Origin of the sequence: Rhodococcus sp. 1163 (genome assembly GCF_002091985.1) — a bacterium.
Lineage (GTDB): Bacteria > Actinomycetota > Actinomycetes > Mycobacteriales > Mycobacteriaceae > Rhodococcoides.
Genome location: NZ_MKKX01000012.1, coordinates 1 through 13,283, shown reverse-complemented (window position 1 = coordinate 13,283; position 13,283 = coordinate 1). Strand labels below are relative to the sequence as shown.

General features: G+C 60.5%; 11 protein-coding genes and 1 pseudogene. 6 read left to right on the top strand and 6 right to left on the bottom strand.

The features are described 5' to 3' along the window. Nucleotides 1-51 precede the first annotated feature (51 nt). On the top strand, nucleotides 52-936 hold the full coding sequence (locus BJD99_RS01990) for a polysaccharide deacetylase family protein (protein ID WP_084345136.1): 885 nt from the start codon (nucleotides 52-54) through the stop codon (nucleotides 934-936). 69 nt (nucleotides 937-1,005) lie between these two features. On the opposite strand, the pseudogene BJD99_RS01985 reads toward BJD99_RS01990, so the two are convergent. From BJD99_RS01985 to BJD99_RS01975, 3 genes and pseudogenes are all read right to left on the bottom strand, one after another. Further along, nucleotides 1,006-3,372, bottom strand: a pseudogene (locus BJD99_RS01985) (sulfatase-like hydrolase/transferase). A 172-nt stretch (nucleotides 3,373-3,544) separates the two neighbouring features. Beyond that, nucleotides 3,545-3,946 carry a hypothetical protein gene (locus BJD99_RS01980; protein WP_084345143.1) on the bottom strand — a complete coding sequence of 134 codons (402 nt, stop codon included), beginning with the start codon at nucleotides 3,944-3,946 and terminating at the stop codon, nucleotides 3,545-3,547. Nucleotides 3,947-4,865: 919 nt separating this feature from the next. Next, nucleotides 4,866-5,246 (bottom strand): hypothetical protein, encoded by a 381-nt coding sequence (locus BJD99_RS01975; protein WP_084345135.1) that lies wholly within the window; start codon nucleotides 5,244-5,246, stop codon nucleotides 4,866-4,868. Between the two features lies 1 nt (nucleotide 5,247). Between BJD99_RS01975 and BJD99_RS01970 the strand changes: the two genes are divergently transcribed. From BJD99_RS01970 to BJD99_RS01960, 3 genes are all read left to right on the top strand, one after another. Next, entirely contained in the window at nucleotides 5,248-5,658 is a 411-nt protein-coding gene (locus BJD99_RS01970) for a hypothetical protein (protein WP_084345134.1), read from the top strand. Nucleotides 5,659-6,208: 550 nt separating this feature from the next. Then, complete coding sequence (locus tag BJD99_RS21145) at nucleotides 6,209-6,343, top strand: hypothetical protein (RefSeq protein ID WP_256895336.1); 135 nt, start codon at nucleotides 6,209-6,211, stop codon at nucleotides 6,341-6,343. Nucleotides 6,344-6,432: 89 nt separating this feature from the next. Next, nucleotides 6,433-7,227, top strand: a complete 795-nt coding sequence (locus tag BJD99_RS01960; protein ID WP_143542012.1) for a hypothetical protein — start codon at nucleotides 6,433-6,435, stop codon at nucleotides 7,225-7,227. Between the two features lie 390 nt (nucleotides 7,228-7,617). Here BJD99_RS01960 and BJD99_RS01955 read toward each other — a convergent pair whose 3' ends face one another. The 3 genes from BJD99_RS01955 to BJD99_RS01945 all read right to left on the bottom strand — a co-directional run bounded on the left by BJD99_RS01955 (nucleotide 7,618) and on the right by BJD99_RS01945 (nucleotide 11,712). Beyond that, complete coding sequence (locus BJD99_RS01955) at nucleotides 7,618-9,261, bottom strand: class I adenylate-forming enzyme family protein (protein ID WP_084345142.1); 1,644 nt, start codon at nucleotides 9,259-9,261, stop codon at nucleotides 7,618-7,620. Between the two features lie 198 nt (nucleotides 9,262-9,459). Beyond that, nucleotides 9,460-10,983, bottom strand: a complete 1,524-nt coding sequence (locus BJD99_RS01950; protein ID WP_084345131.1) for an acyl-CoA carboxylase subunit beta — start codon at nucleotides 10,981-10,983, stop codon at nucleotides 9,460-9,462. Between the two features lie 132 nt (nucleotides 10,984-11,115). After that, nucleotides 11,116-11,712, bottom strand: coding sequence for a maleylpyruvate isomerase family mycothiol-dependent enzyme (locus tag BJD99_RS01945; RefSeq protein ID WP_084345130.1), 597 nt, complete (start codon nucleotides 11,710-11,712; stop codon nucleotides 11,116-11,118). Between the two features lie 236 nt (nucleotides 11,713-11,948). On the opposite strand from BJD99_RS01945, the gene BJD99_RS01940 reads away from it, so the two are divergent. Together BJD99_RS01940 and BJD99_RS01935 are read left to right on the top strand one after the other, a co-directional pair. Further along, the gene (locus BJD99_RS01940; RefSeq protein WP_084345129.1) at nucleotides 11,949-12,521 is read left to right on the top strand and encodes an AAA family ATPase; all 573 of its coding nucleotides are present in this window, start codon (nucleotides 11,949-11,951) and stop codon (nucleotides 12,519-12,521) included. A 105-nt stretch (nucleotides 12,522-12,626) separates the two neighbouring features. Further along, nucleotides 12,627-13,271, top strand: coding sequence for a ScbR family autoregulator-binding transcription factor (locus BJD99_RS01935; RefSeq protein WP_084345128.1), 645 nt, complete (start codon nucleotides 12,627-12,629; stop codon nucleotides 13,269-13,271). Nucleotides 13,272-13,283 lie beyond the last annotated feature (12 nt).

Below are 13,283 nucleotides of genomic sequence, written 5' to 3'. Positions count from 1 at the left end.
GGATGATTCTGCTTGACTACCCATCGTGGAGTGGCGGTGCATAATGACCCGATGGCCCTTGCCTCACACGGACGCTTCGACTACTCGGCAATCACCGATCGTCCACAGTTCGAGTGGCCCGGTGGTGCTCGACTGGCGGTGTATGTCGCCGTCAACTGCGAACACTTCCCTTATGACGACGGCGAGCCCGGCCTCGGTTACACACCAGACATGGATCAACCGAACACCTACAACTGGGGATGGCGAGAGTACGGCAACCGAGTGGGCGGATTCCGAATCGCAGAAACTTTGGAGCGGAGCGGAATACGGCCCACACTGTTACTCAACACCGAAACATACGACCATGCACCGGAGTTGCTCGACGCATTTCGCGAACTCGACGCCGACTTCGTAGCCCACGGCCGCACCAACGCGGTCCAACCGAACCAACAGGACGAGGACGATGAGCGCCGGACCATCGACGAGGTCTATCGCAAGATCGAACGCCTCGAGGGGATACCGCCTCGTGGGTGGATGAGTCCGGGCGCCAATCCGAGCCGTGTAACCGAGGACCTCCTGGCTGAGCGCGGATTCGACTACACACTCGACTGGCCGATCGATGATCAACCGGTGTGGCTTTCCACCCGCGGTGGACCGCTGCTCAGCGTTCCGTATCCCCACGAGGCCAACGACCTACCGGCATTCGTGCACCATCACGGCACAGCGGACGAGTTCGAGCGCACGATCATCGACTCGTTCGAAGAACTCAAGGACAATTCAGCCGATCAGTCTGTGGTGCTGGCCATCTCGATTCACACATTCCTGACCGGCCAACCGTATCGACTCCGGCGGTTTCGCGCTGCCCTCGAACACATGACGGCGAATGCCGACGACGTCTGGTTCACGACAGCAGGGGACATCGCCGATCACTTCCGAAGCGTCATGCCTCCGAAGTAGAACCGCACCTTGTCGAACCGATGAACGAAACGATCCGACAAGGTGCGGAGTATCGAACAACCCCTGATGCTACTGGCGCGATACTGCAACTCTGGCGACGTCGGCGGGATCGATGAGGTGCGAGTGGTCGTCGTCGCCGACATCGATTTGTACGACGTCGATGTGCCCGTTGAATTTACTGGCGCCGGCGTACGCGACGCTGACCGGCATGCCGTAGTCCTCGCCGATATCGGTCGTCTCGTCGGCGGAGAAAATCATCGGCTGTGTCTGATCTACCCGACCTTTGCCGACTTCACGGCCGTCGTAGTAGACGGTGACGGTGCCACCTTTGGCGAGGCCGCCTCCGTCGTAAGCAAACTCCGAGCGTATCTGGTGCTTGCCCTGGGTAACTGCTTCCGTTGCAGTGACAGTGAATTCGGTCATTCCGAGCAAGTTGTAGACGAAGGATGCATGCCCGTTCTTGAGGTAGAGCGCCCAGCCACCGAACCGGCCACCTTGAGCGATGATCACGCCCTCGGTGGGTCCGTCCGATGGCGTTTCGATCGAGGCCGTAACACTGAACGAGCGGTTCTTGATGTCCAGGACGCTGTGTTCGCTGAGGCGCTTCATTCCGGGAAACAAGACTTGCTTGGTGCCCTTGATCAACTGTGGCCTTCCAGCCAGTGTTGCATTCAAGCGCTCGAAGCGTCGATCGTCGATTGGTAGGACGTTGTACTTGACGGCTTCGATCAGCCAGAGCCTCTGCAAGTTCGCCAGTCGATCGGGATCTTCTGCCGCCAAATCCTTGGCCTGTGTCCAATCGTTCTTGCCGTCGTAGAGTTCCCAAACGTCGTCGTCGAGCGCAGGCAGTTGCTCGTTCGCCAGCCATGGCGTGCTGTGGCGGGTGACTGCACTCCACCCTTTGAAATAGACGCCGCGGTTGCCGGCCATTTCGAAGTACTGCAGGTCGTGACGTTCGGGCGCATCTACCGCGTCGAACGTGTAGTTCATGCTGGTGCCCTCGATAGGCGATTGCTGAACTCCCAGAACAAAGGTGGGTTGCGGAATGCCGGCAGCCTCGAGAATGGTGGGCGCAACATCGATGACGTGGGTGAACTGCGAACGTATCTCGCCTTTGCTGGTGAATCCGGCAGGCCAGTGCACGACAGTGCCATTGCGGGTACCGCCCCAATGTGAGGCAACTTGTTTCGTCCACTGAAACGGGGTACACATTGCCCATGCCCAGCCGACCGAGTAATGGTTGTAGGAATCGGGTCCACCGAGCCTGTCCTTCATTTCGGCCATGAATTCCGGTGTCTCGATCGCTGCCAAGCCATTGAAGTTCGCCATCTCGTTGAACGCACCGTTGACTGTGCCCTCGGCCGACGCACCGTTATCACCGATGATGTAGTAGATCAGCGTGTTATCAAGTGCACCAATGGATTCCACCGCATCGACTACCCGGCCGACGTGGTAGTCGGCGTGCTCGAGGAAACCAGCATAGAGTTCCATCTGCCGTTCGAGTACCGGCTTGAGGTCCTCGCTCATATCGTTCCAGGATGGAATTGCATCCGGACGCGCGGTCAATTCTGAATCCGCCGGCACGAGACCCAATTCTTTTTGCCGAGCGATGATTGTCTCGCGCTGGCGATCCCACCCGTCTGCGAACTTGCCCGCATACTTGTCTGCCCACTCGGGCGGGACATGATGGGGTGCGTGCGTAGCTCCGGGAGCGAAGTACGCAAAAAATGGCTTGTCAGGTGCGAGCGCCTTCTGGGTGCGAATCCAATCGATTGCTCGGTCTGCGAGGTCCTCGGTGAGGTGGTACCCGTCCTCCGGCGTCTTCTCGGCCTCGACCGGGCTGATGCCCTCGTACAGCGCGGGGTAGTACTGGTTGTTCTCACCGCCGATGAACCCATAGAAGTGCTCGAAACCACCGCCACCGGTCGGCCAAGCGTCGAACGGTCCGACCGGCGAGGTTTGCCAGGGTGGCACCTCGTGACATTTGCCGAACTGCGCCGTCGAGTACCCATTGAGCTTCAACGTCATCGGCAACGAAGCCTTGGTATTGGGGCGCATGCCGGACGAGCCGGGTGCTGCGGTAGCGGTCTCCGTGATCATTCCCATTCCCACTGAATGGTGATTACGGCCGCTGAGCAACGCTGCCCGAGTCGGAGCGCACAATGCAGTGGTATGAAAGCGGCTGTAAGTCAGGCCACCGGCCTGTAAACGCTCTGCAATCGGTGTATTCGACGGCCCACCGAATGCACTGCTCGCGCCGTAACCAACATCGTCGAGAAGGATCACCAAAATATTCGGTGCACCCTCCGGAGGTCATAACGGTTCGATCGGTGGGAAGCTGGTTTCCGGATCTTTGGCGTCGTAGGTGATCAATCCCAGGTGTTGACGATCGGGAATAGGTAGCGAATCACGACGTGCAAATGCTTCGTCCGTCATAGCTGACTCCTAGTGCTGCATAGTGATTGGTTGGGGAATGGTCGAATCCGATTGATTGAGTCAGCACACAGATTCACCAGTGGGGGACAGGTGACCCCAATGGGACTCATACCTGCAGCCGAAGACAGGGACATGTCCGCCTCGGGCTGACTTCCCTTGCCGTCGAAGCGCGTCAGTCAGTTCTCCAAGAAGCGACCGCCCAGATGACGACGACGTCGATTGCGATCACCAGGACTGACCACCACGGGTAGTACGGGAGCCACAGAAAATTAGCGATGATCGAGAGCGACGCGATCACGATGGCACCAACTCGGGCCCAGATTGCTCCGCTGAACATGCCGATTGCAATGAGCGCACCGAGCACACCTACAATCGTGACGATCCAACCCCACGTCGTGAGATCGAATTTGTAAATGTACTCAGGTCCGGCGACAAACAATTCGTCTTTCGATATCGCCGAGATACCCTGCAGCACAGTCAGTATCGACACAGTAAGTAGCAGGATTGCGGCGGCAAACGTCGTTCCGGCTGCAAATCCTTGTTTTACGGGATGGCGATCGTATTCAGTAGTCATCACATTCCTCTATCCTCGCAGCAGCGGTTGTCAAATTCGAGTGTGAGCCGTCCTGGGCCGAAAATGCTCACCCACTGCGGATGAATCCCCGCCGTACTGTCGCCAGTGGCGCCGAAATCGCGCCTGGACCCACGTGCTGGAAAGGAAGATCAGCACATCGGCTGCCGACGCGTGCGAGACCCGCCAATCATCGGAGCTGTCGTCAAAGAGTCGGACCCACAAACCAGCCTTCAAATCGTCACGTGACGATTTGAAGGCTGGGAAACCCACTGAGAGGGGATGGACTCCGAAGTAGCGGCCGGGAGTATCGATGAGACTGCACATGGAACATGCCATCGGTAAGGCACCAATATCGATAGACAACAATGGCGACGCCGTACGGAATGCATCGAGCACGGCGGCGAATCCCTGTGTGCGCGTATCGTATTTGCGAGACTCGACATACGATGATTGGGCAACTGGTCGATGCCGCCTGAAGGTGGATCACCGCTCGAAGCAGTTTTTTCGTGCCGCCGTGGGCTGACCTGGGGTTTCCTCATTTTCAGCTATTTTGCCGATAATCAACATTATGTCAAGTAATATGTTGGGCGATGTCCCCCGTCGAGAATGTTTCCGCTTCGTGTACCAGTCGACCACTCGCGAACTGTGCACGACGCATGCAGACTCGTCAGCCGACGGTCGGTCGGTGGATCACCAGTGTGTGACCGCTGCGCGATGGCTGCACCTAGGCGCCGGGTCGGTAACCCAACCAATCGCGTTGCTGTGTCTGTTCACTGCCGACATACGTACAAACGGCCACAATCCCCCAGGCCTGCGATTGAAACGACTCTCATTGGAATTACATTTTCGTTGGCATCAAAACTCGGTGACAGGCAACCGTCAAGAAATCTTGACGCTGGCCGTTGCAGTTGCTCCTCAACTATCGAACGGGGTCCGTCGGGTTCTTCACTCTGGGCCGCAGATTGTAGCCGCCATACCACTGATGCACTGCTTGCTTGCTCATGCCGAGAACGTCGCCGATCTTCGACCACGGCACCGGCGGGCTTGCACTGCGCAGTCGCTCGATGATGGCGTAGCGGTCGGCGATCATCGTCGAAGCCAGGAACGCGTTGATCTCGAGCGCATCGAAATCAGAGACGGCATCGATGCGACGCCGCTCGGCGTCGGTGATCCACTTTCCAGCATCCTTACGCCCTAGATCGCGCACACCTTCAGCGAGCTCGACCGCTGCGAGGGCGGCGTTGTATTCGTCATACATCGCGGTCAGTTCGGCCGCGGTGAGTTTCTTTTCGGAATCCATATTGTCAACATATATTGACGGATTCGCACTCCTACGGCGACCTGGTATCGCGGCGTACCGCGGAGCTTTCTACAACTCCCGATCCGCCGGACAGTTCGCACTCACCCAAGCAGCGGCACTGTCGGACACCCGCGAAGTGGACAGTGTCTCCGTCGCCATCGACGCCGTCTTTCAAGGAAGCTCTCGTCGTGATGTCGAGGTCCTCGGCACTCCCGGCGAGCTCGCCGCCGAACTGACCGCGCTACCGGCATACAAGAACGGTGTACTGCGCACCGTCATCTCCGCACCGCGAGAGGTCACCACTGCCGTCGCCGCCGTTCTCGACGCGTCGCCGACGTTGCCCGACAGTCAGGTCCATGCCCCGATGTGCTCGACGTTCAGGTGTACTCCACCCGTCCGGCCCCGATCCTGAACTCACGCACCCACGTCGGAGGAAACGAAAGCTCGGACGCACACCGCCCTCGCAGCGGACCTCGAGGAGCTGCGGGCTCGGCCGCACGCGGCGACAACACTGCGGCTGTGTCCGCGCCGGTATCGACGGCATCCGTGCCGAACGCGGTCGACGTCGACCGCGCGTCTACGCGTCCGTACGGGTTGGTCACTCCCCCGGCCGGACGGTCGTCCGGGCGGCGCGGGCCTCCTCGCCCGAGCTGCACACCGCACCCGCCCCGACACACACAGCGGCGACATCACGGTCGGCCGATCACGGACTCGGATGATCACCGAGCATCGTTCTTTGTCGCGGGTGCGAGAAGCGCGACCCGACTGCAAGCAGATCCATTGGAAACACGAAAAGACTGCGCGACACGTCAAGATATATTGACGCTGACACTGGCACAGCCGCGGAAGGTGGCCGCGGCAAACGACGAGAACATTACGGCCTCGATTCCCGGACGCTCGCCCCAACACAGTTTCCGCGGCGCGCCCACGCAAACTCCCCATCCACCGAGAGGAACCAGAAAATGATGTACAACAACGTGGTCGATGCAGACAGAGGGTTGACCGAATCCGACTTCATCACCGTTGCAGGGTTGATCCAGACCGCGGTGACGATTGCCAGAGTCCGGCGCGGCCCGCGATCGAGCATCGAATCCTGAGCTGGTACCTCGTTCGTCAGATGTAGTACTGCAGATGGATGTGCAGTCGAGTACCTGCTGATTGACTCTCTCCCGGAAGGGAGTCGTCAATGAGTAGGTCCGTCAACCGAAGCCGCTGGTCGATCGTTGTGTTGTCATGCGCCGGAGCGGCATTGGTGGCCGCGTTCGTTCTGGGCCCGGCCGCGTTGTTACGCGGACGCTATCCGCAGTTCCAGGATCAATCCGTCATGAGTGAGCAGCTCGGCCGCGGCTTGATCGACTACTGGGGTAGCGGAGTCCGCACCTATCCTCCCGGCTTGGCGGAGATGGTGGACTACTGGTTCGAGTGGCACGCGATCAAGATCGTCATCTCGGTGCTGCTCACCGCGGTTCTGGGTCTGCTCGCGGCGACTCTGTGGCGGCGATCTCTGACGGCCGGCGTAGGTTGCGTGGTCGCGGCGGCCACTACGACTGTGCTGTCATTGTTTTCGGTGTTTGTGGCTGTGCTCAACATCCAGTCGACGGTCGCACCCGTAGTCGCGCTGCTTCCGATGCTCTCCACTGACAACGCAGACGGGCAGAGAGCACAGTCTCTGATCGAGAACGGTGTGCAGAGCGGAGACTCCAGGCCGCCACTGCTCGAGCTGCTCACACAGGTCGAGCACTACAACTGGGCGGTGATTGTCGCTACCGCCGTGGTGATCGCTGTAGTCGCCACCGGAACAGTCATCGCCCTCCGACGCTACAGATCGTCGGACGCGACAGACGGTGCCTACCGTCGGATGTTCGCTACCCTCGGATCGCTCGGTGCTGTGATGACCATTGCGATGGCGCTGCTGTTCGTCGCGGCCGTCGTTGCGGTCGTCGATCCAGGAGAAGCCCTGCTCGGCGCGGTCGGCCTGTGACTCTATTGCCGGCTGCGATCGCGGGCACGTGCACGGAACTGGCCGATTGCAAGGACGGTCAACGCGACCCCCAAGAGGGCGAGGGGGACTCGAGCGCGGGGAGCGTGGATACCTTGTACGACGATCTGCCACACCATTGACCCGATGGTCACCGCACCCACGCACGCGACATACACCGCTGACGCTGGCCGGGCCGATTGTTCCTGGGCGGTGGACAGGTCGCGTCGCCAACCCCGCTTATGACGAGGGACCACTCCAGCCTTGCCAAGAACTCGACCGCTGACCGGCGGCTCCAACTAGCTGGACGTCGGGGCGTGCAGTCGCTTGATGGCTATCACGCCGGCCATCAAGCGACTGCGGTGAAAGACTGAACTATCGAGTCCAGAATTCCTATGGCGCAAGCGAATCCAGCCCGCGCCGCACAATTTTGCCTGTAGCGTTGCGCGGCAACTCGATCTGAGTGAGAACCCAGCGAGTCGGGACCTTGTAGCGCGCAATGCGCTCGGACATGAACGCCTTCAGATCCGCTTCCGTCGTGTCCGTCGCGGTCACGACTACGGCGACCACCTCTTGACCTAGGTCTTCGTGCGGCGCGCCTAATACTGCACACTCCTGCACCGCGGGGTGCTCCGTGAGTGCGGCTTCGACCTCAGCTGGATAGATGTTCTCGCCGCCTCTGATGATGAGGTCGGATCGGCGACTGCGCAGACGAAGATGCCCGTCGAGCATCACGCCGATGTCCCCCGTGTGCAGCCATCCGTCAGCATCGATAGCAGCATCTGTCGCGACGGCGTCGTTCCAGTAGCCCAGCATCACCAATGGCCCTCTCAAGCAAATTTCGCCTTCGACGCCGTCCGCCACCTGGCTTCCGCTGATCTCCTGAATTTTCACCTCCATGGTCATCACTGGTGTGCCTACGGAGTCTTCGTGAAGCGCTAGGTCGGCGGCGGTCGCAATGGTTGCGGCTGAACTGGATTCGGTGAGCCCGTAGGTGGTACCCAGAGATTTCGCTGCGTCGGGGAGAACTTTGCGGAGTGCCGTTTTCAGCGACGGTGAGGACGGTGCCGACCCCAGGGAAATAGCGGTAAGGGAGGACAGGTCGTATCCCGAAATGTCCTCGAGCTGAACTAGGCGGTTGGCCATGGTGGGCACCATCCCCCACTGGGTCACTCGTTCCTTTTCGACCAGCTGGAGCGCCTTGTCTATGTCGAACCTTCCGAGGTAGATCACCACCGCATCCCCGAAGACCAAACGTGGAACCACCAAGTTGTGCAGTGACATCATGTGGAACAGCGGCGCCGCAAGAAGCACCCGGCGCTGTTCCGGACGTGAAATTCCCATCTCAGCAGCAGCCGCGTCATTGACGGCGAAGTAGTCGGCTGCAGCGATCACGTTGCGGTGCGAATGTGTAGCTCCCTTCGCCCTACCCGTGGTGCCACTGGTGAAGATGATGATGGCCGGGTCGTCCTCTTCGACCACAGCATGCGGCAGCTCGGCGTCCGAGAATTCAAGGCTGAATCGAGGAATGTCCTCCTCGATCGTCAGCACGGGGATTTTCGGATCGTCGAGCACTGCTCGACGTTTCTCATCGGCTACGACGAGCATGGGTGTGCAGAGTTCGATGGCATCTGCGGTTTCACGCGCCGACCACATCGAGTTCATCCCGACGGCTATCGCACCGAGTGCGGTCACAGCCCAGAACGAGAGGACCCATTCCGCGCTGTTGGCCGCCAAGAGCGCCACTCTGTCGCCTTTGCCGACCCCGTACTTCTGCTGTAGGACGCGACTCAGCGAGGCCACCCGGTCATAGTGCTCGGAAAACGTCAACCGAACGTCGCCACATACCAGGTACTCGCGATCACCGTAGGCCGCCGACGCAGTGAGAGCCTCGCTCAGCGATCGCGCCCGGTTTTTGAACACCTGCATTCGATGCCCGCGAACGTCCTCGTAGACAAGCTCGAATTGCCGCCCCGGGGCGGTGACCGCCGCAAGTGCCTGCGTTCGTCGCTCTTGGATGGTCAACTCTGTAGTCATCATTCGTCCTCTTTTGAGATGTTCACGCTCGATCCAACGACCGATTGTCTGATAACGCCCGGTCCATCGACTGGATCCGTATTCCGCCAAACAAAATTCACTCGCACCTCGTGTATGTATATCAACAGCCATCATCGGCGACCGACCGTCACGCGCAGCACGCGCGAAATTCACCTCATGCTAGTTCTGCCGCTTCGCTCAGGGCAGATAGCCGATGTGCCGAATCGGTTCCACCGGTGCGGGCTCACGACCTCGGGCCATTCGCAGACCTCCCAGCAATGCGTTCCGCAACTGGCGCGGATCGATTACCTCGTCGTAGGTGACCGTGCCGGCCAAGCGCCAGGGGCCCGAGTTCTCGTTTTCGATCAGGGCCGCTCGTGTCTGCTCATCTTCCTTGGCCGTAACGCCGCCGACACCGGCCGGAATCCCACCGAGCATGGCACCGGGAAACGCCAGCGAGACAGTTTGCCCGCCGAACGCGTTCTGCCCCATCACCGAACTGCCGAAACCGAAGGCCTTACGCACGGTCACATGCAGCTTTGGAACCTGCGCACGATGCTGAGCTGCGAACATACGGGCCGAGGCCCGGAGGATTCCGGCGCGCTCCGAAACGCTTCCGGCCAGTACGCCTGGGTTATCCGCCAGCTGCACCAGTGGCAGGTGGAATGCGCTGGTCATCGAAATGAAGCGAGCCGCTTTCTCTGCGGCTGCCCTGTCGATCGCCCCGGCAAGTACCAGTGGCTGGTTGGCCACGATCGCCACCACCTGTCCGCCGATGCGGGCAAGGGCTGTGATGATCGAACCACCATGCTCGGGCTGGACCTCCAACAGTGATCCGGCATCTACCAGCCGCTCCAGCACTTCCCGCATGTCATAGCTTTTCCGCGGATTCGGCGGGATGATGTCCAACAAATCATCGAGATCGCGCTCGTCGAGATCGTGCCCGGATTCCGCTGTCGTCGCGGGCGGGCGATTCCAAGCGCTGCTCGGAAAATACGACAAGTACCGTCGAACCAACGCGAGTGCCTCTTCGACGTCCGCAACGACGTTGTGGACAACACCGCTCTCCACCGCGTGTACTGCGGGCCCGCCTAGTTCACTCTTGGTGACCTGCTCGCCTGTCGACGCCTGCACCAGTGGAGGACCCGCGGTGAACAGCGCTGCATCCGCGTCGACCATTACCACGAAGTCGGACAAGGGCGCGGTCAGAGCCCCATGCCCGGCGGAGGGACCGGTAACCACTGCCACAGTGGGAACCAATCCGGCCAATTCGCTCATCGCCTGCAGATCATTGGGTGCCGGTCGGTGTGGGAAGAGTCCGTTGACGGCTCGGTGCCCCGCACCCTCGAGCATCATGACCAAAGGAAGACGCTCCTGCTGTGCGAGGATCGCGATTCGGGCGCGCTTCGTGGCGGCGGCGGTGCCGATGGAACCACCGCTGACCGAGAAGTCTTCCGACCCGACCAGAAGAGGCCGGCCATCGATGAGGCCGGAGCCTGCGACGAAAGCGTCCGCAGGAGTGGAACCGTCGCCGGCCAGGGTGCCGATTTCGATGAAGCTACCCGGATCGAGCAGTTCATCGATTCTGGTGCGGGCGTCGACTCGACCGGCGGCGCGGTGGCGGGCGAGTTTCTCGGGCCCGCCCATGGACCGTGCAACTTCACGGCGTCCGGCCAGCGTTTGCAGGAGCGGCGCCCAATCCTGGCGGTTCTGGGACTTCACGTCCAATGCCCGTCGACCACTTCACACATGGGGACATCCTCTCAGCGAAGCTCGTAATTCCCGCTATCGGGATCCATCATCCAGGGTGAATATCGTCCACGAACGGGCCATCGAGATAGGTTCCACAGGTAGTCAGCTACCCGGCAACGAATCTTTACTCCAGTTCGGATCTCGCCCGATGAAGCCTGCCAGTCGAGCCACCGGATCCGCGTCGAAGGCCACGGCGACGGCCGGACCGTATTGGCCCGAGGACCGCAGCAGCTCTTCGATTCCGGCCATGCCGTCGAGCAACTGTGTGGCGAATGCAGGGTCCAGGTTCGGCGCTCGACCGATGGCGGTTGCCAGGTCCCAGGTGTGCATGAAGACATCCGACGTGTAGAACTGGTCGATCGCGTTGTTGAGGCGGTGGGTCCCCACCATCGGGTGGGTGAACTCGCTCTCGGCGGTGGCGCCGTCGAGTAGGGCCTGCACACCCTCCACGTGCGCCTGCCAAGCGGCTGCAGGATCGGTCTGTACGTCCGGTCCAGGTGGTAATTTCTGACCGCCGGCACTGAGGAAGTCAGTGAACCAGTTGACCAGATGCGCGACGATATCGCGGACGACCCAGCCCTCGACGGGAGTTGGTGCATCCCAATCACGCACCAGTGCAACATGTTCAGTGAAGCCGGCGGCTACCGCGCGGTGTCGATCAGCGGGGGTCAGCTCAGCGAGGGGTCTCCTCGAGTTCATCGCTTGTACGGCTGCATTGTGTTCATGATGCGGTGCCCTTTCAGTGGTTCGACAAGTGTGCGCCCCGCCCCCTCGTCGCCAACCATAAGGTCCATGAGGTCATGGGCAGCGAAGAAACACCACATCCGATCCCGACAACCCGTCGCATGCTCGTCCATGGCGACGGGTGTCGACCACGACTACCGATAACAGCGTCCCTGCGAGAGCACGCTGCAAGTCCAGCTAAGGTAGCCGGTGTGATTCTCGGTCCCGGTGACACTCTGAGAGGTCGGCCTGCGCGAATCATCGTCGCCGGTACCTCAGGCGCGGGGAAGACGACTCTCTCCGCAGCGATCTCACGCACGCTCGGTATCGAACACGTCGAAATCGACGCCCTTTACCACGGTCCGGACTGGACTCGTCGCGAATCTTTCGAAGCAGACGTGGCGGAATTCAGTTCGCGAGCGGAGTGGGTGACCGAATGGCAGTACGGCGTAGTTCGGGACCAACTAGCGGATCGCGCTGACCTCGTTGTCTGGCTCGACCTGCCGCGGCGAAGTGTGATGCGGCAGGTCGTCACGCGGACCGTCCGCCGTCGCTTCAGGCGAGAAGTCCTGTGGAATGACAACATCGAGCCGCCGCTGCACCGAATTCTTTTCGAAGCCGACCATATTGTTCGTTGGGCGTGGACCACGCACCACAAGACCTCTACGCGAATCGACGAACTGTCCGAACGCCTGCCTCACCTCGATATCGTTCGACTTCGCTCGCGGGCCGAGATCGACAAATGGGTGGCTTTCTCGCTGCCTGGCTGGTGTCCACGTCGATGACCGAGTGGAGTGGATGTCCGCCGTCGACGACAGCACAACGCTGGTTGGGTGGATCTCGACGTATCGTTCAAAGATATCCCCCCATCGACGAGAGCTAGGTACCACATGCAGGAGCGCGCTGTTCTTACGCGCCAGGCCGTCATCTTGGGAGCTGCCACGAGCTTCGAAAAGTTCGGCTACTCCGCCAGCCTGGGCACCATCCTGCAGCACGCCGGTGTGAGCAAAGGTGCGATGTATTTCCACTTCGCGTCTAAGGAAGAGCTCGCGCACGCGGTCATCGAAGCGCAACACGCTATGGCCATGGAAGGCAACCGACTGGTGGGCACTCAGTCCGACACCGCGATCGAGATGCTGGTGCTGGTGTCCCAAGAGATGGCGCGGCAGCTCGTAACCGAGCCCATCGCGCGAGGCGGCATGCGCTTGACGATGGAAATCGGGAGCATCCAGGGTCCGATAGAAAAACCGTACTTGGACTGGATCGACGCCATCAAAGAGATTGCGCTGCAAGCAGCCGAGGACGGCGACATCGTCGAGGGCACCGACATCGACGCGCTGGCCCGGTTCATCGTGGGCTCGTTCACCGGAGTGCAGATTCTCTCGGAGATGTTGACCGGCAGAACCGACCTGTACGAGCGGTTGAACCAGATGTGGAACCTGGTGTTGCCGACCATTGTTCACAAGAGCATATTGGCTCACGTAATGAGATTGGCCGCGCTTACACCCCGTAAATCGGAAGCGGCGAGCGCCTGACACAGTCGATGC

What these genes read in the sequence shown, in the direction of transcription:
- BJD99_RS01935 (WP_084345128.1), top strand. Translation starts at nt 12,627, where the DNA reads ATGCAGGAGCGCGCTGTTCTTACGCGCCAGGCCGTCATCTTGGGAGCT.
- BJD99_RS01960 (WP_143542012.1), top strand. Translation starts at nt 6,433, where the DNA reads ATGAGTAGGTCCGTCAACCGAAGCCGCTGGTCGATCGTTGTGTTGTCA.
- BJD99_RS01945 (WP_084345130.1), bottom strand. Translation starts at nt 11,712, where the DNA reads ATGAACTCGAGGAGACCCCTCGCTGAGCTGACCCCCGCTGATCGACAC.
- BJD99_RS01980 (WP_084345143.1), bottom strand. Translation starts at nt 3,946, where the DNA reads ATGACTACTGAATACGATCGCCATCCCGTAAAACAAGGATTTGCAGCC.
- BJD99_RS21145 (WP_256895336.1), top strand. Translation starts at nt 6,209, where the DNA reads ATGATGTACAACAACGTGGTCGATGCAGACAGAGGGTTGACCGAATCC.
- BJD99_RS01975 (WP_084345135.1), bottom strand. Translation starts at nt 5,246, where the DNA reads ATGGATTCCGAAAAGAAACTCACCGCGGCCGAACTGACCGCGATGTAT.
- BJD99_RS01990 (WP_084345136.1), top strand. Translation starts at nt 52, where the DNA reads ATGGCCCTTGCCTCACACGGACGCTTCGACTACTCGGCAATCACCGAT.
- BJD99_RS01955 (WP_084345142.1), bottom strand. Translation starts at nt 9,261, where the DNA reads ATGACTACAGAGTTGACCATCCAAGAGCGACGAACGCAGGCACTTGCG.